Source organism: Mycetocola reblochoni REB411, assembly GCF_900163835.1.
GTDB lineage: Bacteria > Actinomycetota > Actinomycetes > Actinomycetales > Microbacteriaceae > Mycetocola_B > Mycetocola_B reblochoni.
On sequence record NZ_FUKR01000058.1, the window covers coordinates 77,430 to 102,663 of the forward strand.

Annotated in this window: 21 protein-coding genes; 17 read left to right on the forward strand and 4 right to left on the reverse strand. The window is 70.2% G+C overall.

Translation table 11 applies throughout. The features are described 5' to 3' along the window. Positions 1 to 131: 131 nt before the first annotated feature. The 5 genes from manA to FM119_RS10785 all read left to right on the forward strand — a co-directional run bounded on the left by manA (position 132) and on the right by FM119_RS10785 (position 7,871). Positions 132 to 1,331 carry a mannose-6-phosphate isomerase, class I gene (gene manA, locus FM119_RS10765; RefSeq protein ID WP_087137987.1) on the forward strand — a complete coding sequence of 400 codons (1,200 nt, stop codon included), beginning with the start codon at positions 132 to 134 and terminating at the stop codon, positions 1,329 to 1,331. A 127-nt stretch (positions 1,332 to 1,458) separates the two neighbouring features. Next, positions 1,459 to 2,421 carry a UDP-glucose 4-epimerase GalE gene (galE, locus tag FM119_RS10770; protein WP_087137990.1) on the forward strand — a complete coding sequence of 321 codons (963 nt, stop codon included), beginning with the start codon at positions 1,459 to 1,461 and terminating at the stop codon, positions 2,419 to 2,421. Positions 2,422 to 2,534: 113 nt separating this feature from the next. Next, positions 2,535 to 2,861 carry a WhiB family transcriptional regulator gene (locus FM119_RS10775; RefSeq protein WP_087137992.1) on the forward strand — a complete coding sequence of 109 codons (327 nt, stop codon included), beginning with the start codon at positions 2,535 to 2,537 and terminating at the stop codon, positions 2,859 to 2,861. Between the two features lie 205 nt (positions 2,862 to 3,066). Beyond that, entirely contained in the window at positions 3,067 to 6,498 is a 3,432-nt protein-coding gene (locus tag FM119_RS10780) for a glycosyltransferase (protein WP_087137995.1), read from the forward strand. Continuing rightward, a complete protein-coding gene (locus tag FM119_RS10785; protein ID WP_087137997.1) occupies positions 6,495 to 7,871 on the forward strand; it encodes a DUF5719 family protein in 1,377 nt (458 codons plus the stop codon). The genes FM119_RS10780 and FM119_RS10785 overlap by 4 nt, the downstream gene beginning before the upstream one ends. A 163-nt stretch (positions 7,872 to 8,034) precedes the next feature. Here FM119_RS10785 and FM119_RS10790 read toward each other — a convergent pair whose 3' ends face one another. Next, the gene (locus FM119_RS10790) at positions 8,035 to 8,466 is read right to left on the reverse strand and encodes a metallopeptidase family protein (RefSeq protein WP_087137999.1); all 432 of its coding nucleotides are present in this window, start codon (positions 8,464 to 8,466) and stop codon (positions 8,035 to 8,037) included. Positions 8,467 to 8,520: 54 nt separating this feature from the next. On the opposite strand from FM119_RS10790, the gene FM119_RS10795 reads away from it, so the two are divergent. The 8 genes from FM119_RS10795 (at position 8,521) to secA (ending at position 19,123) form a co-directional block, all read left to right on the forward strand. Further along, a complete protein-coding gene (locus tag FM119_RS10795; RefSeq protein WP_087138001.1) occupies positions 8,521 to 8,772 on the forward strand; it encodes a DUF3499 family protein in 252 nt (83 codons plus the stop codon). After that, the gene (ahcY, locus tag FM119_RS10800) at positions 8,759 to 10,231 is read left to right on the forward strand and encodes an adenosylhomocysteinase (RefSeq protein ID WP_087138003.1); all 1,473 of its coding nucleotides are present in this window, start codon (positions 8,759 to 8,761) and stop codon (positions 10,229 to 10,231) included. The genes FM119_RS10795 and ahcY overlap by 14 nt, the downstream gene beginning before the upstream one ends. Before the next feature lie 141 nt (positions 10,232 to 10,372). After that, positions 10,373 to 11,053, forward strand: a complete 681-nt coding sequence (mtrA, locus tag FM119_RS10805) for an MtrAB system response regulator MtrA (protein ID WP_087138005.1) — start codon at positions 10,373 to 10,375, stop codon at positions 11,051 to 11,053. A 7-nt stretch (positions 11,054 to 11,060) separates the two neighbouring features. Next, positions 11,061 to 12,869 carry an MtrAB system histidine kinase MtrB gene (mtrB, locus tag FM119_RS10810; protein ID WP_143822687.1) on the forward strand — a complete coding sequence of 603 codons (1,809 nt, stop codon included), beginning with the start codon at positions 11,061 to 11,063 and terminating at the stop codon, positions 12,867 to 12,869. Next, a complete protein-coding gene (locus tag FM119_RS10815; protein WP_087138007.1) occupies positions 12,866 to 14,605 on the forward strand; it encodes an LpqB family beta-propeller domain-containing protein in 1,740 nt (579 codons plus the stop codon). The genes mtrB and FM119_RS10815 overlap by 4 nt, the downstream gene beginning before the upstream one ends. A gap of 199 nt (positions 14,606 to 14,804) precedes the next feature. Then, complete coding sequence (locus FM119_RS10820) at positions 14,805 to 15,443, forward strand: ComF family protein (protein WP_245827448.1); 639 nt, start codon at positions 14,805 to 14,807, stop codon at positions 15,441 to 15,443. A 66-nt stretch (positions 15,444 to 15,509) separates the two neighbouring features. After that, positions 15,510 to 16,169, forward strand: a complete 660-nt coding sequence (gene hpf / locus FM119_RS10825; RefSeq protein WP_087138011.1) for a ribosome hibernation-promoting factor, HPF/YfiA family — start codon at positions 15,510 to 15,512, stop codon at positions 16,167 to 16,169. A gap of 191 nt (positions 16,170 to 16,360) precedes the next feature. Continuing rightward, positions 16,361 to 19,123, forward strand: a complete 2,763-nt coding sequence (secA, locus tag FM119_RS10830) for a preprotein translocase subunit SecA (RefSeq protein ID WP_087138013.1) — start codon at positions 16,361 to 16,363, stop codon at positions 19,121 to 19,123. A gap of 155 nt (positions 19,124 to 19,278) precedes the next feature. Here secA and FM119_RS10835 read toward each other — a convergent pair whose 3' ends face one another. Then, positions 19,279 to 19,740, reverse strand: coding sequence for an Rv3235 family protein (locus FM119_RS10835; protein ID WP_245827449.1), 462 nt, complete (start codon positions 19,738 to 19,740; stop codon positions 19,279 to 19,281). Between the two features lie 308 nt (positions 19,741 to 20,048). Here FM119_RS10835 and FM119_RS10840 point away from each other — a divergent pair, with 308 nt between their 5' ends. Continuing rightward, a complete protein-coding gene (locus tag FM119_RS10840; RefSeq protein ID WP_087138015.1) occupies positions 20,049 to 20,756 on the forward strand; it encodes a hypothetical protein in 708 nt (235 codons plus the stop codon). Between the two features lie 23 nt (positions 20,757 to 20,779). Here FM119_RS10840 and FM119_RS10845 read toward each other — a convergent pair whose 3' ends face one another. Beyond that, positions 20,780 to 21,079 carry a helix-turn-helix domain-containing protein gene (locus tag FM119_RS10845; protein WP_087138017.1) on the reverse strand — a complete coding sequence of 100 codons (300 nt, stop codon included), beginning with the start codon at positions 21,077 to 21,079 and terminating at the stop codon, positions 20,780 to 20,782. Between the two features lie 126 nt (positions 21,080 to 21,205). Between FM119_RS10845 and FM119_RS10850 the strand changes: the two genes are divergently transcribed. The 3 genes from FM119_RS10850 to FM119_RS10860 all read left to right on the forward strand — a co-directional run bounded on the left by FM119_RS10850 (position 21,206) and on the right by FM119_RS10860 (position 24,694). Continuing rightward, positions 21,206 to 21,817 (forward strand): SAF domain-containing protein, encoded by a 612-nt coding sequence (locus FM119_RS10850; protein WP_087138019.1) that lies wholly within the window; start codon positions 21,206 to 21,208, stop codon positions 21,815 to 21,817. Further along, entirely contained in the window at positions 21,814 to 23,103 is a 1,290-nt protein-coding gene (locus FM119_RS10855; protein ID WP_087138021.1) for a CpaE/TadZ family protein, read from the forward strand. The genes FM119_RS10850 and FM119_RS10855 overlap by 4 nt, the downstream gene beginning before the upstream one ends. 97 nt (positions 23,104 to 23,200) lie before the next feature. After that, a complete protein-coding gene (locus tag FM119_RS10860; protein ID WP_087138023.1) occupies positions 23,201 to 24,694 on the forward strand; it encodes a sensor histidine kinase in 1,494 nt (497 codons plus the stop codon). 281 nt (positions 24,695 to 24,975) lie between these two features. Here FM119_RS10860 and FM119_RS10865 read toward each other — a convergent pair whose 3' ends face one another. After that, entirely contained in the window at positions 24,976 to 25,224 is a 249-nt protein-coding gene (locus FM119_RS10865) for a WhiB family transcriptional regulator (protein ID WP_087138025.1), read from the reverse strand. Positions 25,225 to 25,234: the final 10 nt, after the last annotated feature.

Genomic DNA, 25,234 nt, shown 5'->3' on the forward strand with positions numbered 1-25,234 from the left:
ATCACGCTACGGTGTCTGGCGGTCAGGCTTCGACCGCCTTGGTAGTTTGGGTGTCGAAGCGGGTGCCGCGTGCGTGGTCCCCTTGTAGGGACCACCCAATGTCGTGCGCCGTTCCCCGATGAAAGGCAGTCGTGTTCGTACCGATCAGCAACACCCCCCGCCCCTATGCCTGGGGTGACCGCACCGCGATCGCCGGTCTGCTCGGACGGGAGGCCTCTGGGGGCCCGGAAGCCGAGCTCTGGCTGGGGGCGCACAGCGGCTCTCCCGCGACCATCCTCGACCCGGAGGCGGTCGGCGGATACGACCGGCTCGACGAGTGGATCGCGGCGGATCCGGAGCGGGCGATCGGCTCCGACCGCTCGCGTCTGCCCTTCCTGCTCAAGGTCCTCGCCGCCGCGAGACCGTTGTCGCTGCAGGCGCACCCCTCCGCGGGGCAGGCCGTCGTCGGCTATGAGAAGGAGAACGCGGCCGGTGTGCCCGTCGATGCTCCTGACCGCAACTACCGCGACGCGTACCACAAGCCCGAGCTGATCCTCGCGCTCAGCGATCGTTTCCAGGCGCTGTGCGGCTTCCGCCCCCTCGAGCAGACGCGGCTGCTGCTAGCCGCGCTCGTCCCGGCAGGGGTGTCCGCCGAGGTCGACGAGCTCCGTGAGCTGCTGGGCGCGGACGGCGATGCGAAGGCCCTGCGCCGGAGCGTGCGGTGGATACTCACCGGCACGGACGAGCAGACGACGGCGCTGATCGACGCCTTGACCGCCGGGGCCTCGAGGAAGGGCGTCGAGGACTTCGCCGCCGAGCGCGCGACCCTCCTCGACCTGGCCGGGGCGTACCCCGGCGACCCCGGTGTCGTCGTCGCGCTGCTGCTCAACCGGGTGGAGCTGCGCCGCGGCCAGGTGTTGTTCCTGCCCGCGGGGAACATCCACGCCTACCTGGAGGGGCTCGGCATCGAGCTGATGGCCGCGAGCGACAACGTCCTCCGTGGCGGGCTGACGTCGAAGCACGTCGACGTGCCTGAACTGCTGGCGGTTCTGGACTTCACCCCGATCGATGCGGCCCCGCTCGCGCCGGAGAGGCTCGCGGACGGTGTGGTGCGCTTCGATCCCGATGTGCCCGACTTCTCGCTCGTCCACGCGCTCGGTGACGACGTCGGGCCGGTCGCGGTGCCGGTGCGCGGGCCGGTGGTCGTGCTCGCGACCGGGGGCTCCTTCGAGCTGCGCAGCAGCGGCGACGCCACCCGCCTGGTCAGGGGCGAGGCCGTGTACGTGACGCCGGGGGAGCGCGAGCTGACGATCGAGGGCTCGGGCGAGCTCTTCATCGCAACGATCGGCTGACGGCTGACGGCTGACGGCTGACGGCTGACAGGCGCTGGCGTCGCCCGCGTGCCGTGCGGAGAACGTCGGTGGCCGCTGGATACCCTGGAGGAAGTCGACGCCGCGCGCGTCCCGGTCAGGAGGATTCATGAGTTGGTTGGTCACCGGCGGTGCCGGGTACATCGGCGCGCACGTCGTCAGGGCGTTCCAGGACGAGGGCATCGATCCGGTCGTCATCGACGATCTCTCCAGCGGTCACGAGTCATTCGTCCCCGACGGGGTGCCCTTCGTCCGCGGTGACGTGCTCGACGTCGAGCTGCTACGGCGCACGCTGAGGGAGCACGCCGTCACCGGTGTCGTCCACGTCGCGGGCTTCAAGTACGCGGGGGTCTCGGTGCAGCGTCCGCTGCACACCTACGAGCAGAACGTGACCGCGACGCAGCGCCTGCTCCAGGCCATGGGGGAGGAGGGCGTCGATCGAATCGTGTTCTCGTCGAGCGCGGCCGTCTACGGCACCCCCGACGTCGATCTCGTCACCGAGGACACGCCGAAGGCGCCGCAGTCGCCCTACGGCGAGTCGAAGCTCATCGGCGAGTGGCTGCTCAGGGACGTGGCTGCCGCGGCCGAGCTGCACCACACCTCTCTGAGGTACTTCAACGTCGTCGGCTCCGGTATCCCGCAGCTGCGTGACACGAGCCCGCACAACCTGTTCCCCCTCGTCTTCGACGCGCTGGTCGAGGGCAGGACGCCGCGGATCAACGGCGACGACTTCGCCACACCGGACGGCACCTGCGTCCGCGATTACATCCACGTCGCCGACCTGGCCGCGACGCACGTCGCCGCGGCGCGGCTGCTCGAGGAGGGGCGCCCGCTTCGTCCCGCCTACAACCTCGGCTCGGGTGACGGGGTCTCCGTCGCCCAGATCATGTCCGCCGTCGCCCGGGTGACCGGCGTCGACTTCACCCCGGAGATCGCCCCGAGACGTGCGGGTGACCCGGCGCGGATCGTCGCGAGCGGCGCGCTGGCCCAGGCCGACCTCGGCTGGCGGATGACGCGCGACCTCGACGACATGGTCGCGACGGCGTGGGAGGCGCGCCAACTGGCCGGATGAGGCCGACGCTGAACCCTCCATTGCTGGTTGAGGGTTTATCATCTCCGACTTGACTGATCCGAATCACACCGTTGTAATTAGGGAAGCCAACGCAACGAGAGGGAGGATCGGAGATGGCCCCTGACTATCGTCCTGGCGTCCCAGAGGACTGGTTCGTCGATCCGGTCAATCTCGGGATCCCCGGCGTCCGACGTCCCGCGGCAGAGCCCGACGAGGACGACGCGCTCTCGTGGCAGGTCGACTCGCTCTGCGCCCAGACCGACCCGGAGGCGTTCTTCCCCGAGAAGGGCGGATCGACCCGCGACGCGAAGAAGATCTGCCAGTCGTGCTCCGTGCGGTCCGAATGCCTGGAGTATGCGCTCGAGAACGACGAGCGCTTCGGCATCTGGGGCGGGCTGTCCGAGCGCGAGCGGCGCAAGCTGAAGAAGCGCGCGGTATAAGAGGCGGGGCCTGCGGGCTCCGCTTCCGTCATGTCAGGGCCCGTGCCGTGCGTGCGACTCCGGCTCTCGCCGAGCACCAGGCGTGCGGCAGGGCGCGGGCGCCTCGCCCGCCATCGCGTCCTCCCCAGGGCGGCGGGGCGTTTTTGTGCCGAGTCTCCCGCGCGCCGAGCAGGGGGCGGCAAAGGCGCGGCTTAGCCTGAGTGCGATGTCTCCCCGAGTTACAGCGATCGTCGTCGTCCATTCCGGTCATGGGCGGGACGGCTCAGACCACCTGTCCGGCACGCTCTCCGCGCTCGCCGCCCAGACGCGCCCGGCTGACCGGCTCGTCATCGTCGCGACCGGTGCGCCGGACTCCGTGCTCGACACGGCGAGGGGATTCGCGCCCACCCAGCTGGTGACGGCGCCGGACACGCTGCCGTTCGGGCAGGCCGTCGCACTCGCGACGCGCTCCCTCCCCGATCTCGATCAGGACGAGCTGCTGTGGTTCCTCGCGCAGGACTCGACCCCTCGGCCGGATGCGCTGCGGGTGCTCGTGGGTGCGCTCGAGACGGCCCCCTCGGTGGCCATCGCGGCACCGAAGGTCCTGGACGGGCAGGACCCGTCCATGATCGCCAGCTTCGGGCAGTCCGTCACCCGTTTCGGGGCGAGGGTCGACCTCGTCTCCGATGAGATGGACCAGGGACAGCACGATCACAGCAGCGATGTCCTCGGGGCCCAGGCGACCGCGATGCTCGTGCGTGCTTCCGTGTTCAGGGAGCTGGGCGGATTCGATCCGGCCCTGGTCTCCTTCGACGGTGGGCTCGACCTCAGCATCAGGGCCCGCCTGGTCGGGCACCGCGTCGCCGTCGCCCCCGCTGCCGCCGTCCTCGACCACGGCGACGGCGTTGCAGGGCCCCGCCGCGACACCAGGGCGTCCACGCGCAGGCGTAACACGCGCCTCGCCCGTTTCTCGCAGTTGCACCGGCGCCTCGTGTACTCGCCCGCGTGGGCCCTCTGGCTGCACTGGCTCGCACTCGTCCCGACGGCGCTCGTGCGCGTCGTCGTCGCCCTCCTGCGCAAGCGGCCCGAGACGATCGCCGCGGAGATCGGCTCCGCGCTCCAAGCTGCCTTCTCCCGCCAGCGACTCGGCGAGGCGCGGCGACGACTCGGGAGAGCGAAGACGGTGCCGTGGAGCGCCCTGGCGCCCCTGCGGATCAGCTGGTCCGAGGTCAGGCGCCGTCGCCGGCTCCGCGCCGAGGACGACGTGCCCGTGATCGCCTCGGAGCGATCCGCTCTTCGCTTCTTCGACGGCGGCGGGGCGTGGGTCGTTCTGGCGTCCGCTCTTCTCGGCGTCGCGCTCGTCGTGCCACTGCTCGGCGGCGGCTATCTCGCCGGTGCCAACCTCACCCAGCTCTCCGGGAGCATCGGCGAGCTCTGGCGCAACGCCGGGTTCGGCTGGCGCGACATCAGCGTGGGCCAGGCGGGGGCGGCCGACCCCTTCGCCGTCGTCCTCGCGGTCCTCGGCTCGATCACGTTCTGGCAGCCGTCGGCCGCCGTGGTGGCGATCATGGTCGCCGCCCTTCCGCTCGCGACGCTGGGTGCGTGGTTCGCCATGGTCAGGCTCACCGAGCGCAGCGCGGTCCGCATCGTCGGTGCGATCCTCTGGACCGTTGCACCCCCCTTCGTCGTCGCCCTCGCCGACGGCCGGTTGCACGCGGTGCTCGTGCACCTGCTGGTGCCGTGGCTGTTCTACGCGGGCACGGCCGCCGCGCGCTCCTGGACGGCGGCCGGGGCGGCATCGATCATCGCCGCGGTGATCGCCGCGAGCGCTCCGTCCACGATCCCAGTGCTGCTGCTCGGCTGGCTGATCCTGTTGCTCGTATCCCGTCGTGGCGTCGGTCGGCTGCTCTGGACGATCATCCCCGGGCTGGTGCTCTTCGCCCCCCTGGTGTGGACCCAGGGCGTGCGCAGGGGGGCATGGCTGAGTATCGTCGCCGACCCGGGCCTGCCGGCGAACAACGTCACGCCGTCGGGCTGGCAGCTCCTGCTGGGGGTTCCCAGCGGGGACGGGCTGGGGTGGCCCCAGCTGGTTCAGGGCGGGGCACTCCCCGACGTGATCGGCTCGCTCGTCCTGCCGGTGGCGTTCCTGCCGCTGGCGGTCTGCGCCCTCGCCTCGCTGCTGCAGCGTCGCGTGGCCATCGCCGCGCCGCTTCTGCTGGTCGGAGGCGTGGGGCTGCTCTCCGCCGTCGTCGGCAGCCACCTGTTCCTGACGATCTTCGGCGCGACGACGGTGCCGATCTGGACCGGTTCCGCGCTGAGCTTCTACTGGTTCGCGCTGATCCTCTGCGCGGGCATCACGCTCGACGGCTGGCGCAGGGGCAGTGCGGGGGTGGCCGCTGCGGCTGCCGTCGCCGCCGCAGTCGCGGTGGTCCCCGTCGTCGTCACGATCCCGACGCACACGGCCGCGCTCACGGCTGCTGACGGTCGCGGCCTGCCCGCCTACGTCAGCGCCGCGGCGACCGACGATCCGGACACCCGCACGCTCGTCCTGCGGCCTCGGGGGGATGACACACTCTCCGCCGTGCTGGTCAGGGGGGAGGGCGAAACCCTCGACCGGCAGTCGACGATCGTCGCCACGTCCCATATCGCCACCGAGGACGAGGCGCGTCTGGCCGAGATCGCGGGGAACATGGTGGTCGCCAGCGGTGCCGACACCGCGGCCGACCTCGACGAGTTCGGCATCCGATTCGTCGTCGTGTCGCAGCTGGCCGCCCAGCAGGGGGCAAATCCCGCCGCCGTCGCCGCGCAGTCCACCCAGATCGCCGCTGTGCTCGACGCGAATGCGGCGTTGAGCGCCGTCGGCGATACCGACCGCGGTGTCCTGTGGCAGGCGAGCGAGGCCGCGGTTTCCCAGCCCGTTCCGACGATCGCCGCTCCGCTTCGCGCCGCCATCTTCATCGTGACGGCCGTCGTCTTCCTCGCGGCGCTGCTCCTCTCCGCGCCGACGGTCTCCTCGCGCCGGCAGGCGGAGCTGCACCCGCGCAGCATCGGGCAGGTCCGAAGCGTCGAGTCGATGACGAGCGAGAAGCGGATGCGTCGCCGTGACCGCGCCGCGCGCCGTCGCCACCGGGCCGACCGGGGCCGACGCGCGACCGCCTCGAGCACACGTGAACGTCGGGGCCGGCCGACCGCGGCGGCGCCAGCGGCGGCCCCCGCCGCGATCGGAAGCACGGACGAGGGGTCCGCCACCGGAGGCGTCATCGGTGCCGCCAGGGCCGAGTCCGCTTCGTCGCCCTCGGAGGACGCCGCCGAGGAACGCAGCCGCGACGATCGTCCCAGCGAGGACGACGCACGCGACCCCGCGGGGTCGGCAGAGGACGCCCCCGTCGCCGACGCGACGGCGAGCACCGCCGACCCCGACATCGCCGACGCGCCCACGGACGCCGAGGGGACGGCCGGCGTCGGCACGACCGCTGCTGCCGCCGCCGACACGGACACGCACGCTCCTGATGAGGCGCGGGTCACCGCCGCACCAGGGTCGGCCGAGGAACCGGCCGCACTCACCGATGCGCCGGCCGACGGTGATACCCCTCGGACCGGCAGCGCGCCCGAAGCCTCGGCGAACGACGACAACGAAACGAACGGAGAAGAGCGATGAGCCCCAGCGGCCGCACCGTCGCACGAATCGGCGTCGGAGCCGTCGGAATCGTCGCAGCGCTTGGCGTCGGCGCCGCCGTCGGTCTCGTCCAGCTTCCTGAACTGGTCGAGGCGTCCCCGTCCGTCTCGGTCGACCCCCAGCCGGCGGATCAGCGTCGTGCCTGCACGGGCGGGGTCCTCGTCGGCCAGGGCACGGACGGCGAGAGCTTCTCCACGACCGGTGGTACTCGGCTGCACGCCGCGCCGGAGAACGCCGCCTCGACGCCGCTCGACGGCTTCAACGTGGACGGCGACGACGCCGGACGGGTGGTCCTGCGTTCGGCCGCGGAGGTGGCGATGGCCGGAGCCCTCAGCCAGAGTGTCGACCAGGACGGCATGCTCGGTCTCGTCACGAGCTCGTGCGCCCCGGCCCGGGCGGAGAACTGGCTCGTCGCGGGTTCAGGAGAGACGGGCCGTTCGGCCGTGATCGTGCTCAGCAACCCCGGCGAGACCGATGCGAGCGTCGACATGTCCTTCTTCGCGGAGAGCGGAGAGCTCGAGGCACCGGGCGCCACCGGAATCATCGTGCCCGCGGGTCAAACGCGCGCGATGCCGCTGAGCGCCTTCGTGAGCTCCGTCCAGCTCCCCGTCGTCCAGGTCGTCGCCCGCGGATCCCAGATCAGCGCCAGCATCCAGAGCACGAGCACCCGTGGCCTGGACCCGGCCGGTGTGGACATCAGCGGTGCGACGGCCGCTGCGTCGACCCGGCAGACGATCGCCGGGCTGGTCATCCCCGACAACGTTGGGAAGACCGAGGGCGAGGAGTTCGACGACATCGAGCCGGGTGTGCGGATCTTCGCGCCGCACGCAGACAGCGCGACCGTGACGGTGACGGTGTCCAAGGACGGTGACGGGGCGCAGCCCCCTCAGGAGCTCCGCGTCGTTGACGGCGTCGTGGCCGAGGCGATGCTCGGAGCCCTCGACGCGGGGGAGTACTCCGTTGTCGTCGAGAGCGACGTGCCCGTCGTGGCTGCCGTTCGCACCACAGTGAGGGACGGCGACACCTCGGAGTACGCGTGGACGACCGCGGCGAGCCCGCTCAGCGACCTCACCGCGATCGCGGTTCCCGCCGCCGTCGACGCGAGACTGCACGTCTTCAACCCGGGGGAGACGGGCACGGAAGTGACCCTCGTCGACAGGAGGGGCGACGAGCGTGTCCTGACGATCGCGGCGGGCGATCAGGCCTCGTTGCGCGTCGACGCGGGGGCGGATTACCAGCTGATCGGCTCGGACGTCGTGGCCTCGATCTCCGCGGTGTCGGACGACGGCATCGCGTCGTCGCCGGTGTACCCGGCCTCGTCCGGTGCGGGGTCGCTCACCGTCTACCCGCACTGAGAGTGGCTCGCATCCGCACGGATGCGGAACACGGAGTGCAGACTGCGGTCCCGTCGCGGTCATCGGGCCGCACCCGCACCCGCACCTGCGTCAGGGTCGGCGGGAGCCGTCGATGGTGGCGTGACCCGACGGGGCGTCAGACGTTCGTCCGGGCGTCAGGTTCTCAGAGGTAGCGGCCGTCTTTGTCCAGGTCCCAGGGGTCCCGTCCGACGTATTCGGCGGTCGCGCGGAACACCATGCTCTCGATCAGCATCTGCCGGTGCTCCGGGTCGTTGCGGTGCATCCGGCTGAGCCGTTCGATCGGCACGCGGAACAGCACGATCCGGCGCTCGAGCTTGCTCGTCCACCAGCGCGGAACCTCGTCAGGGTCGGCCGCCGCGGGCATGGCGCCCACCTCGAAGGCGACGCCGGTCAGCTCCTGCTCCCAGGCCCCGCGGAGGTAGTCTGCCGCGCCCGCCACGATCGACGAGAACTGCTCGCTGCGCTGGCCGACGATGAACAGCTCCGGGCCGAGCACGCTACTCCTGCCCGCCCTCCCGTGGCGGTCGTGCCTGACTGCTCGACGCGCGAGGGAGCGCTGGCGGTGACGGGGCATGCACACGAGTCTACGACCCGCACACCGTCCTCGGCGGGGGCTACCCTGGGACCGATGGAGACGCGAGTGTGCAGCAAGGTGGGGTGCGGCAGGAGTGCCGAGCGCACCCTCAGCTACGACTACGCCGACTCCCTCGTCGCCATCGGCCCGCTCGGCCTCACCCCCGACCCGCACAGCTACGACCTGTGCAGGGCCCACGCTGACTCCCTCCGCATCCCCCGCGGCTGGACGCTCATGCGCTATCGCGAGCCGGAGGACCGGGAGACTGACCCGACTCTGGGAGACTTGTCCCATGACCAGCCCTGAATTCCCCCCGTACTCCGTCCGCGATCTGTCCCTCGCCGAGTCCGGGCGCCACCAGCTGCGCCTGGCCGAGAACGAGATGCCAGGACTCATGGCGCTGCGAGCCGAGTTCGGTGAGACCAAGCCCCTCGCCGGCGCGCGGATCGCCGGATCGCTGCACATGACCGTGCAGACGGCCGTGCTGATCGAGACACTCGTCGCCCTCGGCGCGCAGGTCCGCTGGGCGAGCTGCAACATCTTCTCCACCCAGGACGAGGCGGCGGCGGCGGTCGTCGTGGGACCCACGGGCACCCCGGAGGCGCCGGCGGGCGTGCCGGTGTTCGCCTGGAAGGGCGAGACCCTCGCCGAGTACTGGTGGTGCACGCAGCGCATCTTCGACTGGTCGGCCGAGGCGGCGGCCGCCGGTGCCGACTGGACCGGCCCGAACCTCATCCTCGACGACGGCGGCGACGCCACGCTCCTGGTCCACAGGGGGAAGGCTGCCGAGGCGGCCGGCGTCGTCCCCGAGCCCGCCGACGGCGACTCCGCCGAGTACCGCGTGATCCTCGATGCCCTCAGGGAGTCACTGGCGGACGACCCGCAGCGCTGGACGCGGATCGCCGACGAACTGCGCGGCGTCACCGAGGAGACGACGACGGGCGTCCACCGCCTGTACGAGCTCGCGCGTGAGGGCGAGCTGCTGTTCCCCGCCATCAACGTGAACGACGCGGTCACCAAGAGCAAGTTCGACAACCGCTACGGCATCAGGCACTCGCTGCCGGACGGGCTGAACCGCGCCACCGACACGCTCATCGGCGGCAAGGTGGCGTTCGTGGTCGGCTACGGCGACGTCGGCAAGGGGGCCGCGGAGGCGCTCAAGGGCCAGGGCGCACGCGTCATCGTGAGCGAGGTCGACCCGATCTGCGCGCTGCAGGCCGCCATGGACGGCTACCAGGTCGCCCGCATCGAGGACGTCGTCGGGCAGGTCGACATCTTCGTCACCTGCACGGGCAACCTCGGCGTCATCACGACCGAGCACATGCTCGCGATGAAGCACCTGGCGATCGTGTCCAACGTCGGCCACTTCGACAACGAGATCGACATCGCCGGCCTCGAGGCGATCCCCGGTGCGGAGCGGATCGAGATCAAGCCGCAGGTGCACGAGTGGCGTCTGCCGAGCGGCCGAAGCATCCTCGTCCTCAGCGAGGGGCGCCTGATGAACCTCGGCAACGCGACGGGGCACCCCTCCTTCGTGATGAGCAACAGCTTCGCCAACCAGGTTCTCGCGCAGATCGAGCTGCACACCCGCATCGAGGAGTACCCCGTCGGGGTCTACACGCTGCCCAAGCGCCTCGACGAGAAGGTCGCCCGGCTCCACCTCGACGCCCTCGGCGTGGAGCTGACCACGCTCAGTCAGGAGCAGGCCGACTACATCGGCGTCCCCGTCGACGGCCCGTACAAGGTCGATCACTACCGGTACTGACTCGGTGCCTCCCGCCGTGTCGCCTCCGGTCGTATCGCCGGCCGCGCGGCGCCGTGCGCGGGCGCACGGCGCCGCGGCCGACTACGCTGAAGCCAGCCCACCCCCGGACGGTCCCCGTCAGCAGAGAGAAGGACTGAGGGTATGAACCCACGAATCCTCGTCGTCGACGACGATGTCGCCCTTGCCGAGATGATCGGAATCGTGCTCCGTACGGAGGGCTTCGACACCGAGTTCTCCGTCGACGGGACGAGCGCGCTCGAGGACGTGCAGCGGGTCGCCCCCGACCTCATCCTCCTCGACCTCATGCTGCCGGGGATCGACGGCATCGAGGTGTGCCGCAGGGTCCGTGCCGAGTCCGGCGTTCCCATCATCATGCTCACCGCCAAGTCCGATCCGACGGACGTGGTCAAGGGGCTCGAGTCGGGGGCGGACGACTACATCGCCAAGCCGTTCAACCCCAAGGAGCTCGTCGCTCGCATCCGCGCACGGCTGCGTCCCGCGCCGGAGTCGGGGCCGGAGGTCCTCACCGTCGGCAGCGTGACCATCGACGTGGCCGGGCACGAGGTCACCCGCAACGGCCAGCCGATCAAGCTGACGCCCCTCGAGTTCGACCTGCTGCATGCGCTGGCCTCGGCCCCGCAGCAGGTGTTCACGCGGGAGATGCTGCTGGAGCAGGTCTGGGGGTACCACTACAAGGCCGACACCCGTCTGGTCAACGTCCACGTGCAGCGGCTGAGGGCGAAGATCGAGGAGGACCCCGACAACCCGAGCATCGTGACGACGGTCAGAGGCGTCGGCTACCGCGCCGGCCACGCGGGATGACCCTGCGATGACCCCGGCCACGGCGCGGGTGACGCGGCTCGGTCCGCGCGGCTGGCCCGGACGGATTGCGGACAGCTTCCGACGCTCCCTCCAGTTCAGGACCGTCGTGGTGACGGTCGCACTCGCCATCATCGCCGTGGCGGGGACGAGCATCTACATGGGCGCGAGCATCAGCAGCGACATGTACCGCTCGCGGGTGAACGACGCGCTCGTCGACGCGCGGAGGGCCACGGCGAGCGCGCAGAGCCTGTTCGACTCCTCGAGCGCCGAGGAACGCGCCGAGCTGCAGAACCTGATGAGCACGGCCAGGACCCAGATCGCGCAGACGGCGTCGACGACACTGATCGCGGGCTACCGTGCGCCGGGCCAGGACAGCAATCTGCTCATCCCGCAGGACTTCGAGAGCCCGGCGCTTCAGGGCGGCGTCGTCACCGACGACCTCCGCAGCCAGGTTCAGCAGAACCCGAGCGATCAGTGGTGGCAGGCCGTGGCGCTGCCGGCGGAGGACCGGGAGGTGCCCGGCGTCGTCGTCGGAAGCATGATCACCCTCACCGACGGCAGCCGATTCGAGCTCTACATCGGTTATGAGCTGTCCGACACCGAGCGGACGCTTCAGTTCATGCAGCGCACCTTGCTGTTCGGCGGGGGAGCGCTGCTGCTGCTCGTCGCCGCGGTCGCCTGGGTGGTGGCGCGGCTCGTCGCGCGTCCGGTCCAGGTGGTGGCGGAGAGCAGCGAGCGCCTGGCCAGCGGCGAGCTGGAGACGCGCATCCCCGTCACGGGCGAGGACGAGATCGCGACCCTCGCCTCGTCGTTCAACCGGATGGCGGACAGCCTGCAGGCGCAGATCGCCGAGCTCGAGCAGCTGTCGATGGTGCAGCAGCGTTTCGTCTCCGACGTCTCGCACGAGCTGAGGACACCGCTGACCACGATCCGTCTCGCGGGGGACGTGCTGTACGACCAGCGTCTGGACTTCCCGGCGGGGACGGCTCGGGCCGTCGAGCTTCTGAACACGCAGACGCGGCGTTTCGAGCAGCTGCTGTCGGACCTGCTCGAGATCAGCAGGTATGACGCCCGCTCCGTCGAGCTCGACCGTGAGCCGGTGAACCTCGTCCAGCTGGCGGAGGACAGCATGGAGTCGATGGCGCCGCTCGCGGCGACCGCCGGCTGCTCGCTGATCCTCAGGGCACCGGGAGGGCACACGGAGCTCCCCCTCGACGCGAGGCGGATCAGGCGCATCGTGCGCAACCTGCTCGGCAACGCGATCGAGCACGGCGACGGGCGCAGCATCGTTGTTTCGATCGACAGCAACACGGACGCGGTCGCGCTGGGGGTGCGCGACTACGGTCAGGGGATCGCGCCCGAGAACCTCTCGCGCGTCTTCGACCGCTTCTGGCGTGCGGACCCCGCGCGAAAGCGCACCATCGGGGGGACGGGGCTCGGCCTGGCGATCTCGCTCGGCGATGCCCAGCTGCACGGCGGCGATCTGAGGGTCTGGTCTCGGCCGGGGATGGGGACGAGCTTCCTCCTGATCCTGCCGAGGGAGGGAGGCAGCATCGAGCGTTCTCCCCTCCCGCTCGAGCCCGACGACGCCGGGTCCCCCGACGCGGTCGTGGCGACGGAGGCGGGCGATGTCGTCGTCGTGCAGCCGGGCGAGGCGGAGGCGGCGGTCGACGACGAGCAGATGGACGCACCGGTGCGTGCCGCCGAGGTCAGGCACGCGGGCGAGCCGGTCGACGGGGAATCGGCGCGGGACGACGACGTGCCGGACGACGCCGTACCGGCCGACGACACGGATTCGAGGGAGGGGCGCCGATGAGCATCGAGCAGCAGGAAGTGACCGGCCGGGTACGGTCCGCGGGGGCACACGGTCGCCTGCGGAGCACGCGTCGGGGTCTCGTCGCGCTCGCCGCAGCGGTCGCCGTCGTCACCCTCGCCGCGTGCACGGCGGTTCCCACCTCCGGTTCGGTGCAGAGGGGGCAGACCGCGCCCGCCGATGCCGAGCCCGACGTCGACTTCATCGCCGAGGGCCCGGAGCAGGATGCCGACCCGCAGCAGATCCTGCTCGGATTCATCGACGCGGCGACGAGCACGAGGGACAACTACGCCGTGGCGAGGGAGTACCTCACTCCGGCGTTCTCGGCCTCGTGGCACCCCGACGAGAACGTCACGGTCGACGTTGCGGCCGAACGCCGGCTGACCCCGGCGGCCGACGACAGGGTGGAGCTCTCGCTCGTCCCCGTCGGCGACGTGGACGAGGAGGGGGTCTACCGTGAGATCGACTCGCGCGACCCGATCACGCAGGAGTACGCCTTCGAACGGGTCGACGGCCAGTGGCGCATCGCCGACGCCCCCGCGGGGCTCATCGTCGAGGACTCCGCGTTCACCGATGTGTTCAGCGCCCACGCCCTCAGCTTCTTCGACCCGACCTGGTCGACGCTGGTGCCCGAGCTCCGCTGGTTCCCGGTCAGGTCGTCGACGACGACGCGGATCGTGTCGGCGCTGCTCGCTGGTCCGAGCGAGTGGCTCGCGAGCTCCGTCGTCTCCGCCTTCCCCGCGGACGCACGCCTGAGCACCGACACGGTGCCGACGACGGGGGAGGTTGCCGACGTCTCGCTCGCGGTGGATGCCGCCGACCTCGACGACGAGGCCTACTCCCGGATGCTCCTGCAGCTTCAGGCGAGTCTGGAGGGTGTGACGACGGTCGGCTCGATCGCGATGACCGTCAACGGTGTCGACGTCGACGCCACCGCTGCCGTCCCGGCGTCGACCCGCGTCGACTCGCGGGCCGCCGTGGTCAGTGAGGGGGCACTCGGCTTCCTGGCTGCCGGCGAGCTGAGCCCGATCGAGGGCGTGCCGTCGTCGATCGGCGTCGAGAAGCCCCGCTCGGTCGCGATCTCCGCCGACCGCAGCGTCGTGGCCGTCGGCACGGACGCGGGAACCGTGGCGTTCCGTTCGGGGGAGCGCTCCGTCGTCGACGACAGGAAGGGCCTCGTCGACCCCGTCGTCGACAACAGCGGCTTCGTCTGGAGTGTTCCGGAGAGCCACCCGGAGCTGATGGTCGTGGCCGGCGCCGCGGGGGTCGTCCCGGTGCGCTCCTCGTGGCCGGAAGGGGCGACGGTGCGTTCGGCCGAGCTGGCGCGGGACTCGTCGCGGCTGCTCGTCCTTCTCGACTACGACAACGGCACCACGAGCCTCATGGTCGCCGGCGTCCAGCGGGATGCGGCCGGTGTGCCGAGCGGGCTCAGCGACTTCGTCGAGCTCTCGACCCAGCAGGGGGAAGGCATCGACGCGACCTGGGTCGACAGCAGGACGGTCGCGGAGCTCATCGAGGGCCCGCAGGGGGAGACGCTCACGCAACTGCAGGAGGTCGGCGGACGGTCGAGCTCGATCGTGTCGTTCCCCGGAGCGCGGTCGATCGTCGGCGGGAACGGCGCGAACCAACTGCGCGCGCTTACGGACGACGGCCGGTTGGCCGTGAGACGTCAGGCGGGGTGGCAGTTCACGGCGTCGAAGGTGGATGTTCTCGCGACCCAGATGGGGACGCCGGAGTAGCGTCGCCGGGTGCGGAGCGGCGTCCCGTCGTCCCTGCACACCCCTTCCGCGCTCCGGTGCCACGACGGGAGTCGTGCCGACGCCTCGACGCGGCGGGTGAACGGAGCAGGATCCTGGCATGACCTCAGTCCTGTCTCCCGGCGGCGGCGATCGCGCACGCGCAGCGGCACCGGCATCAGGACGCTGCGGAGCGTGCCGGATGCCGGACACGGGCCTGTGTGCCGCGTGCGTGGCCACGACCGCGCGACTGCCGGCGGCCCGCGTCGTCGCCGGCCGCGAGCTTCGGGCTGCGGCGGTCTACGAGGGCGCCGTCCGCCGCGTCGTCCTGGAGGCGAAGACGCGGGGCGTGACCGCTCCGCTCGCCCCGGCCGGGCGGCTGTGGGCTCCGGTTCTCGCCGCAACGGTCCGGCGCGTCGCTGCCTCGGGCACCGTGCCGCTGGTGGTGGCGATCCCTGAACGGCGGGGTCTCGGCTCGCGGGGGTTCAGCGTGCCGGAACTGCTGCTCAGGGGCGCGGGGTGCGCGGTCACGCCGGTGCTGCGCTGGTCCCGCTCGACGGCCGACCAGATCGGGCTCGGAAGGGCGCAGAGGGCGCGCAACCTCGACGGCGCGTTCGGGGTCAGGCGCCGGGGGGTGCCGTCGCCTGAGGGGCGATCGGTGATCCTCGTCGACGACGTCGTCACGACCGGGGCGACGCTCCGCGCCGGGGTCGCCGCGCTCGAACGACACGGGTGGACGGTCGGCGGGATCACCGCGTTCGCCTGTGCGGAGCCGAGAGGATCCGATGAATCGGCCACGCCGCGTCACACGGGGATGACTTTTGATCCGCCGGGGCACTAGCGTGTGGGAAAAGGCGTGAAAGGATCGCCCGAGAACGAGGCGACACGTCTTATCCGGGAGGTCGTCGTGGAAACAAACATCGTCGGACGCGGACTCGGGATCACGGATCGTTTCCGTGACTACGTCGAAGAGAAGACCGCGAAGGTCGACACATTCGCCCCCACCGCTCAGGTCCTCGAGATCAAGGTCTCACGTCACGCGGATAAGGCGGGCAAGCGCGGGGGCGACAGGGCGGAGCTCACCCTCGTCGGCAAGGGGCCGCTGGTCCGTGCGGAGGCCGAGGCCTCGGACAAGTACGCGGCATTCGACCTGGCGCATGCGAAGCTGCTCGAGCGGCTGCGCCGCGCGAAGGAGCGCAGGACCGACATCAGGGGCAAGCGCAGGACCTCGCTTCATGACGCGGCCACGGGCAACTTCCCCGGGATCGACCTCGTCCCGGCGGACACCGACGTGATCGAGAGGGTGGCGACCGGGGCGATCGACGTCGTGCCGGATGCGGCCGAGGAGCAGGACTACAGTCCCGTCGTCATCAGGGAGAAGCTGTTCGGAGCCGAGTGGCTGACGGCAGAGGACGCCGTCGACCGGATGGAGCTCGTCGGGCACGATTTCTTCCTTTTCGTCGACGCCAGGACGGACCGACCGAGCGTCGTCTACCGGCGCAAGGGGTGGGACTACGGCGTGATCGCCCTCGACAACGCCGAGGCCGCGCCGCGCGCAGCCGGCTGACGGGCGGCGTCAGGGGCGGGTCGACCCGATGGTCGGCCCGCCCCGCTGTCGTTCCCGCCGATTGCCTCGGCACAGCCAGCATTCACCGAGCGGTTCGGTAACATGGTCGTGATCATTGGTGCTGCGAACGCTCCGTGCTGCCTGCGCGGGGAATCCGGCCACCACGCCGACATCATCCAGGAGTTCAATCCGTGGCCTCACTACTCGAAAAAGTCCTTCGTGTCGGCGAGGGGCGCACCCTCAAGCGGCTGCAGGGACTGACCAAGACGGTCAACTCGCTTGCGGACGACTTCGCCGAGCTCACCGACGACGAGCTCCGCAACGAGACGGTCGAGCTGCGGCGCCGGCACGAGGCCGGCGAGAGCCTCGACGACCTGCTGCCCGAGGCCTTCGCCGCCGTTCGTGAGGCGTCCAGCCGCACGATCGGGCTCCGGCACTTCGACGTCCAGGTCATGGGTGGCGCCGCGCTTCACCTCGGCAACATCGCCGAGATGAAGACCGGTGAGGGCAAGACCCTCGTGGCGACCCTCCCCGCCTACCTCAATGCGATCGCGGGCAAGGGTGTCCACGTGATCACCGTGAACGACTTCCTTGCCAAGTACCAGTCCGAGCTGATGGGCCGCGTGTTCCGGGCGCTGGGGATGACCACAGGGGTGATCCTCTCGGGGCAGACCCCCGCCGAACGTCGCGAGCAGTACAACGCCGACATCACCTACGGCACCAACAATGAGTTCGGTTTCGACTTCCTGCGCGACAACATGGCCTGGCAGAAGCAGGACCTCGTCCAGCGCGGGCACTTCTTCGCGATCGTCGACGAGGTCGACTCCATCCTCATCGACGAGGCGAGAACGCCGCTGATCATCTCTGGCCCGTCGTCGGGCGAGGCGAACCGCTGGTTCGCCGAGTTCGCCCGGCTGTCCAGGACGCTTGTCGCCGGTGAGGACTACGAGGTCGACGAGAAGAAGCGCACCGTCGGCGTGCTCGAGGGCGGTATCGAGAAGGTCGAGGACTACCTCGGGATCGACAACCTCTACGAGTCGGCCAACACGCCGCTGATCTCGTTCCTCAACAACTCGATCAAGGCCGCGGCCCTGTTCAAGAAGGACAAGGACTACGTCGTCATGAACGGCGAGGTCATGATCGTCGACGAGCACACCGGGCGCATCCTGCCCGGGCGTCGCTACAACGAGGGAATCCACCAGGCGATCGAGGCCAAGGAGGGCGTGCAGGTCAAGGCCGAGAACCAGACGCTGGCGACGGTCACGCTGCAGAACTACTTCCGCCTCTACGAGAAGCTCTCCGGCATGACCGGCACGGCCGAGACCGAGGCCGCCGAGTTCATGTCCACCTACAAGCTCGGGGTGATCCCGATCCCCACGAACCGTCCGATGCAGCGCATCGACCAGCCCGACCTGGTGTACAAGAACGAGCAGGTCAAGTTCGAGCAGGTCGCCGAGGACATCGCGGAGCGGCACGAGAAGGGCCAGCCCGTCCTCGTCGGCACGACGAGCGTCGAGAAGAGCGAGCACCTCTCGCGCCTGCTGGCGAAGAAGGGCATTCGTCACGAGGTGCTCAACGCCAAGAACCACGCACGTGAGGCCGCGATCGTCGCTCAGGCTGGACGCCTGGGAGCGGTGACCGTCGCCACGAACATGGCCGGTCGCGGTACGGACATCATGCTGGGCGGAAACGCCGAGTTCCTCACCGTTCAGGAGCTCGCCTCGCGTGGTCTCGACCCCGCCGACACTCCGGAGGAGTACGAGGCGGCCTGGGACGAGGTGCTCAGCTCGGTCAACGCGGTCGTCAAGGAGGAGGCCGCGAAGGTCCAAGCGGCCGGCGGGCTGTACGTGCTCGGTACCGAGCGGCACGAGTCGCGGCGTATCGACAACCAGCTGCGTGGCCGGTCCGGCCGTCAGGGCGACCCGGGCGAGAGCCGCTTCTACCTGTCGCTGACCGACGACCTCATGCGCCTGTTCAACGCGGGCGCGGCGGAGGCACTGATGTCGCGAGGGAACGTCCCCGACGACGTGGCCATCGAGTCGAAGGTCGTCAGCAGGGCGATCCGGAGCGCGCAGTCGCAGGTCGAGTCCCGCAACGCGGAGATCCGCAAGAACGTGCTCAAGTACGACGACGTGCTCAACAGGCAGCGCGAGGCGATCTACGCCGACCGGCGGCAGATCCTCGAGGGCGACGACCTCGAGGACAAGGTCTCGTCGTTCCTTGAGCAGGTCATCGACGAGGTGCTCGACCAGCACGTGTCCGAGGGCAATGGTGACGACTGGGACTTCGACGCTCTCTGGACCGACCTGCGCACCATGTACCCGGTCGGCGTGACCATTGACGAGGTCGTCAGCGAGGCCGGCGGGTCGCGCGGCCGGGTCAACCGCGACTTCATCCGCCGCGAGATCCTCTCGGATGCGACCGTGGCGTATGGCAGGCGTGAGGAGCAGCTCGGTTCTGAGGCGATGCGCGAGCTCGAGCGCCGCGTGGTCCTGCAGGTCGTGGACCGCCGCTGGCGTGACCACCTCTACGAGATGGATTACCTCAAGGACGGCATCGGTCTGCGGGCGATGGCTCAGCGCGACCCGCTGGTCGAGTACCAGCGCGAGGGCTACGCCATGTTCCAGCAGATGATGGGGCAGATCCGTGAGGAGTCGATCGGGTTCCTGTTCAACCTGGACGTCGAGGTGAACACGCCCGCGGGCGAGGTGGCGCCGACGATCAACGCGAAGGGGCTGTCCACCCCCGACGAGGAGAAGAAGGAGCAGCAGTCCCTCAGCTACACCGCTCCGAACGACTCGGGCGAGGCGGAGGTCCGTGACGAGAAGGGCCGGGTCAACGACACTGCGAGCGCGAAGGCCCGCAATGAGGAGGATCCCGCTGCCGGGCGGGGGGCTTTCGGCCAGCAGCAGGGCGGCAACCGCGCCGAACGTCGCGCCCAGGGCAAGAAGTAGCGCTCAGCACGAACGGAGCGCGACCGTCACGCTCCGTGAAAGCCCACTGAGGCCCGGGCTCAGCAACATGCTGAGCCCGGGCCTCAACGCTTGGCGCGTGTGCGCGAGCGTGCGGTTGTGGGGTGCGCGAGCGCGCGGGGTGCAACGGTGGGTGGTCAGAGCACGGCGATCGAGCTTGCCTTCCAGCGACCGTCGACGCCTTCGAGTCGGATGGCGACGGCGCGAGCCCGGTTCGGAGTGGAAACGATCGTCACGGCCTCGATCACGCCGTCCGCGGGTTCACACATGTGCACCGGTCCGACTCCCATCCGGGGGCGTCGTGCCGGAACGCCTCGCGTGCGTCTGCTCCGCGCGGCGAGCACGGAGCGGCGGAGGAGGTTCGAGTACACGTCGTGGGTAATCCAGCGCGACAGCTGTTCGAGATCCCGCGCGCCGGCGAGGACCTCGATGACGCTGCTCGCGAGGTTCTCGATGAGTGGATGCGGGTCCGGCAGCTCGGCACTGGGTGTGGGCTGGTGGCCGAAGAACTGTTCGGCGTCGAACGCCCCTCGTCGTTCCCCTCGCGGACGTGCTTTTCGTGCTGGTTGTGACTGATTCTGGGCGAGTGCGTTGCTCACGTGACTGGCTCCGTCTGTGCATATCGGTCGGAAGATGATGACCGGCGTCTGGCCTCGGGTAAGCCGTACCGACGATGAAGCAGCTCCGGGAAGCGGGGTCGGCGGTGTGCGAAGCGTCATGCTGCACAGTGTCGAGAAACTCGTCCCCCCGAGTTGTTTCTGAACATCTGATTAGACCTAATCATGTTCGCTGCGGGCTGTCCAGCCAATGGGGAGTTCTGCCCATCTGCGGCGACACTGCCTCTCGTCGACCGGCGCTCTGTGGGTCGATGATGTGGCGCCGACAGTGCTCGGCTAGTGTCCCGCGAGTGCGATGGGACAGCCTCTTCACCGACCTCGAGGGCCAACTCGAGTTCGAACTGAGCTCGGAAGACAGAGAACGCCGAATCGAGGACGAGCGGATCCGCGTCGCCCGTCTGACCGTGCGGGAGAGGGCCGCCGCCCTTCGGGGACAGACCATCCGGCTGCGCTTCGGTGAGGAGCCGCCGCTCGCGGGCCGGGTCGCCGGGCTCGGCAAAGACTGGCTGCTGGTCGAGGCTGTCCCCGACGACGCCCCGCGGGTGCAGGGTCGTTCTGACGTGCAGGGTCGTTCTGCCGCGCGAGGCCGTGCCGATTCGCGGGGCCGCGCTGGCGCGCAGGGTCACGCCGAACCCAGGGGGAGTAACCGACCTCACGACTTCGCCCGGACACTGCTCGTTCCGCTTCGATCGCTCCGCTGGATCGAGACGGCGCCAGACCATGCGGTCGAGACCGTGCCGGGCAGCGGAGAGCCGGCGTCCGCCGTGCCGCGCATAGCGGAGAGGATCTCGCTCCCGTTCCTGCTCAGGGATCTGGCGCGCCGCCGGCGTCCCGTCGTCGTGGTGACCGACGAGAAGAGCCACGGGACGATCGATAGGGTCGGTGCCGACCACTGCGACCTTGCTCTGCACCCCGAGGGTACGCCGCGGCGGCGGACGGCGGTCACCGCCGTCCGGATCGTCGCATTCCACACGGTCAGGTACATCGAGTTGTCGTGACGGCGGGCGACCCGCGTCGAGCGTTACAGCCGCGGTGCGATGCGCGTCGCACGACCGCGTCGCGCATCGTCCAGATCGCCGATGCTCGCCAGGTTCGCTTCTCGCCAGAGCAACGCGCGCCGCGCCTCCTCGTACTGCGCATCGACGTAGGCGGTCAGCTCGTCGATCTCGATGCGCCACTGCCCTGACGTGCCGACACGGATCGCGCGGAGCTCACCCCTGCCGAGCAGATCCATGACGTCCTCGCGGGCGACCTTGAGAAGCTCGGCCACGTCGACGACCGTGAGAAAGCGCGGTGCCGCCGGCGAGGAGTTCCTGATCATGATTCGATTATCCGCACACTGACCCGCCTCCTGATGAGGGCATCGGTGCTGTGGATAATCGCGGCGCGGGAGACGTCCCGCCCCCACGATTGTGGCCGTTCGGATCAGGCGACGGAGGGGGAGACGATGGCGAGGAAGCGCGCGTGGTGGAGACGGATCGATGCGCGAGGGGTCATCGGTGTGGCGCTGGTGGCACTGGCCGTGGCGGGAACCTGGCTGACGGTGGCGAACGCGGTCCCCGGCACCCGTTTCGCGGTCGCTTCGCGCACCCTGCTCCCCGGGGACACGATCGGCGCCGGCGACGTGCGGGTCGTTCAGGCTGCGGTCGGTGAGTCGAGTGAGCGGTACCTGGTCGAGGGCGAGACGACCGTTGGCATGACCGTGACCGAGACGGTGGCGGCGGGCGAGCTGGTGCCTCGTCGCACGATGACCTCCGGCACCGACAACGGGCTGGCGCGGATCGTGATCAGTGCAGGGGGCTCCGCTCCGGCGGGGATCGCGGCCGGGACACGGGTCGATCTGTGGCGGGCCGCGGAGCCCGACCTCGACGTGGACGCGGCGCCGCTGGTGAGCGGCGCGACCATCGCATCGGTTGATGTGTCGTCCGGACTCACCGGAGCAGACGATGCTCGAACGGTCGAGGTGATCATTCCCGAGGACGACGTCGCGGCGGTCATCACGGCACAGTCCACGCGAGGGGGCATCACGGTGGTGCAGAGCGCGGGGGCGGAGCGATGACCGGGAACGCAGACGACCGCCTGGTCATTATCGATGCGCCGCCCACGACGGTCACCCGGCTCTCCGCGTCCGCTGCCGAGGAGGGCATCGTGCTCCGTGCCCGTGGTGAGGACGACGATGATCCCCGGTCGTGGATCGAGTCGTCGGGGGCTGCAGCCGTCATCGTTTCCGAGCCGGAGAGCATCGGCAGCGTTCAGACGTGGGCGGACCGTGCGGGCGCGCGCCTGGTCGTCCTCACCCGGTCCCCTCCGCTGGCACGGGAAGGTGCGCGCCGTGGTGTGGCGGTCGTGCCGCCATCCGCGCAGTGGCAGACCATCGTCGAGGCGCTCGCCGAGGCGGTGTCGGACCGGCACGTCTCACCGGCGACCGCGGGGCGAGTGACGGTGGTGTGGGGTCCGACCGGCGCGCCGGGTCGGAGCAGCATCGCCGCGGCTCTTGCCGCTGAGTTCGCCGCCGCGGGGCGAGGCGTCGTCCTCATCGACGCGGACACCTACGGGTCGTCTCAGGCGGCCGCGCTGGGGTTGCTGGACGAGTCCGCAGGGATCGCGGCGGCGTGCCGTGCAGCCGCACGCGGTGAGCTCGACCGCGACACCATCGATCGCTATCTGGAGCGGGTGGAGCCCGCCGACGGGTCCGTCTTCTGGCTCCTCGGAGGCATCGTCCGGGCGGCGCGCTGGCCGGAGCTCGACGAGGACAGCCTGGCGAACGTCGTCGGCGCGTGCAGGGACTGGGCGGACGAGGTCGTGATCGACGTGGGGTTCAACCTGGAGCAGGACGAGGAGATCATCAGCGACCTGCTCGCTCCCCGGCGCAACGCGGCGACCCTGCTCGCGATCCGATCGGCGAGCATCGTCGTCGCGGTCGCCGGTGCCGAGCCGGTCTCCATGATGCGCTTCATCAGGGCGCATGCGGGTCTGGTTGAGCTGGCCGGGGCCGCGCGGATCATCCCCGTCGTCAACCGTGTCAGGTGGAACGCCCTCGGCTCAGGACCGGCCGCCCAGCTCGATGATGCACTCGAGCGGCTGGCGGACATCAGCGATCCCTCGCTCGTTCCCTACGACCTGCGCGCCGTCGACAGAGCGTTCGCCGAGCGGGGGACCTGGAGGGATGTCGCGCCGCGTTCGCCGCTCGTCTACGCGATACGGCGACTCGCCGAGCGAATCGACCCGGCACTGCGAACGCAGGGCAGGCCTGAGGGCCGCGTCGCCGGCGGACGCGACGCAGCCGACGGACATCGCGGAGGCGACGGACGCTGGTGGAGACGGCGCGCGCGAACGCACACCTGAGCACGCGGTGTTCGCGGCACGATGATGAACGCGCCGCGTGCAGGAGGGCGACGGGTCGGCGTGGGGCGTGCGGAGCGGGCGACCGTAGACTGTCCAGGTGTCGATTCTCAGCGAACTCGTTCTCCTGCACGGTCGGTCCTCAGAGGAGGACATCGACTGGCTGCACATGCTCGTCGGCGACTCCCAGCTGCTCGCGGACCTCTCACTCGCCGACATCGTGCTCTGGGTCCCGACCGAGAGCGAGTCCTTCGTCGCCGTCGCGCACAGCAGGCCGTCGGGCGCAGCGACCCTGTTCTATCGCGATTTCGTCGGCCAGAACATCAAGGCTCAGTGGAAGCGCCAGGTGTCCGAGGCGTACAGCACCGGTCGGATCATCGACTCCTCGGCGCCGGACTGGTTCGAGGAGACTCCGACTCGGGTGCGTGCGATCCCCGTGCTTCGTCGATTGAGCCCCGCCTCGACCGAGAACACGCCCCACCCCATCGCCGTGATCACCCGGCACACCAACCTTGGCGAGGCACGAACCCCGAGCCGCCAGGAGCTGACCTTCAACGACTGCGCGAACGACCTCTTCGAGATGATCGCGGACGGGGACTTCCCCGATCTCAGCGGTCCGACCGGTCCGAGGCGTGGAGCGCCGCGAGCCTCGGACGGACTGATCAGGCTTGATGTGAAGGGCGTGACGACCTTCGCCAGCCCGAACGCCCTGTCCGCGTTCAACCGCATGGGGTTCGACGACGAGCTCGAGGGCGAGCTGCTCGCCGAGGTGACCACGCAGATTCTCCCCCAGCAGCAGGACATCGACGAGTCCCTCCCTCTCGTGGTCACGGGGCGGGCGCCGTGGCGCACCGAGATCGAGTCGAAGGGAGTCACCGTCTCGCTCCGCGCGATCCCGCTGCGGCGGCGCGGCGAGCGCATCGGCGCCATCGTGCTCTGTCGCGACGTGTCAGAGCTGCGGCACCAGGAGCGCGAGCTCATCACCAAGGACGCCACGATCCGCGAGATCCACCATCGGGTGAAGAACAACCTGCAGACCGTGGCATCGCTGCTGCGGATCCAGGCCAGGCGGACCCACTCGGATGAGGCCAAGGAGGCGCTCACCCAGGCGATGCGCCGGGTCGCGTCGATCGCGGTCGTGCATGACACGCTGTCGGAGGGGCTCTCCCAGATCGTTGACTTCGACACCGTGTTCGATCGTGTCCTCATGTTGATCGCCGAGGTCGCGTCCACGCACAACACGACCGTTCACCCCAAGAAGTCGGGGAGCTTCGGCGTGCTGCCGAGCGAGTACGCGACCCCGCTGGCGCTCGCGCTCACCGAGCTCGTCACGAACGCCGTGGAGCACGGCCTGGCCGGACGGGAGGGTGAGGTCGAGATCTCGGCCGAGCGGACCGACGACTCTCTGACTGTCGTCGTCCGCGATGACGGCGTCGGGTTGCCGGAGGGCCAGGTCGGAACGGGCCTGGGCACGCAGATCGTCCGCACCCTCATCCAGGGTGAACTCAGCGGAACGATCGACTGGCACACGGTCATGGGCAGCGGGACAGAGGTCACCATCGAGGTTCCGTTCCGTACGGCAGCCGGGGTGTAGCGCCGCGCACGGTCGGACCGCGGGCGGCGAGGAGTCGCGGCGCGATGACGGTCCGCGGCGTGGTGGCGCCTGCGGGGCGCGGTGGTGAGTGCGGTGGTGCTCGTGATCTCGGCACGCTCGTCAGCCGTCAGCCGTCAGCCGTCAGCCGTGATCCGTGATCCGTCAGCGGGTGTCGTCACGCCGCGCCGTCGCGCGGTCGGGGACGGCACCGTCGACCGGTGGGGAAACGCGTCGGGCGGCCCCGCGCCGAAGCGCGGAACCGCCCGACGGCGATGCGGGTGCTACGAGGCGCGGCGTGCGCGCGCGGCGCGCCGCTTGAGGGCGCGGCGCTCGTCCTCGGACAGCCCGCCCCAGACTCCGGAGTCCTGACCGGTCTCGAGCGCGTACTGCAGGCAGGTCTCGGTGACGTTGCAGCGGGCGCAGACCGACTTGGCCCGCTCGATCTGCTCCACAGCCGGGCCGGTGTTGCCGACGGGGAAGAACAGCTCGGGGTCGACGGTCAGGCAGGATGCGTTCTCGCGCCAATCCATGGGGGAACTC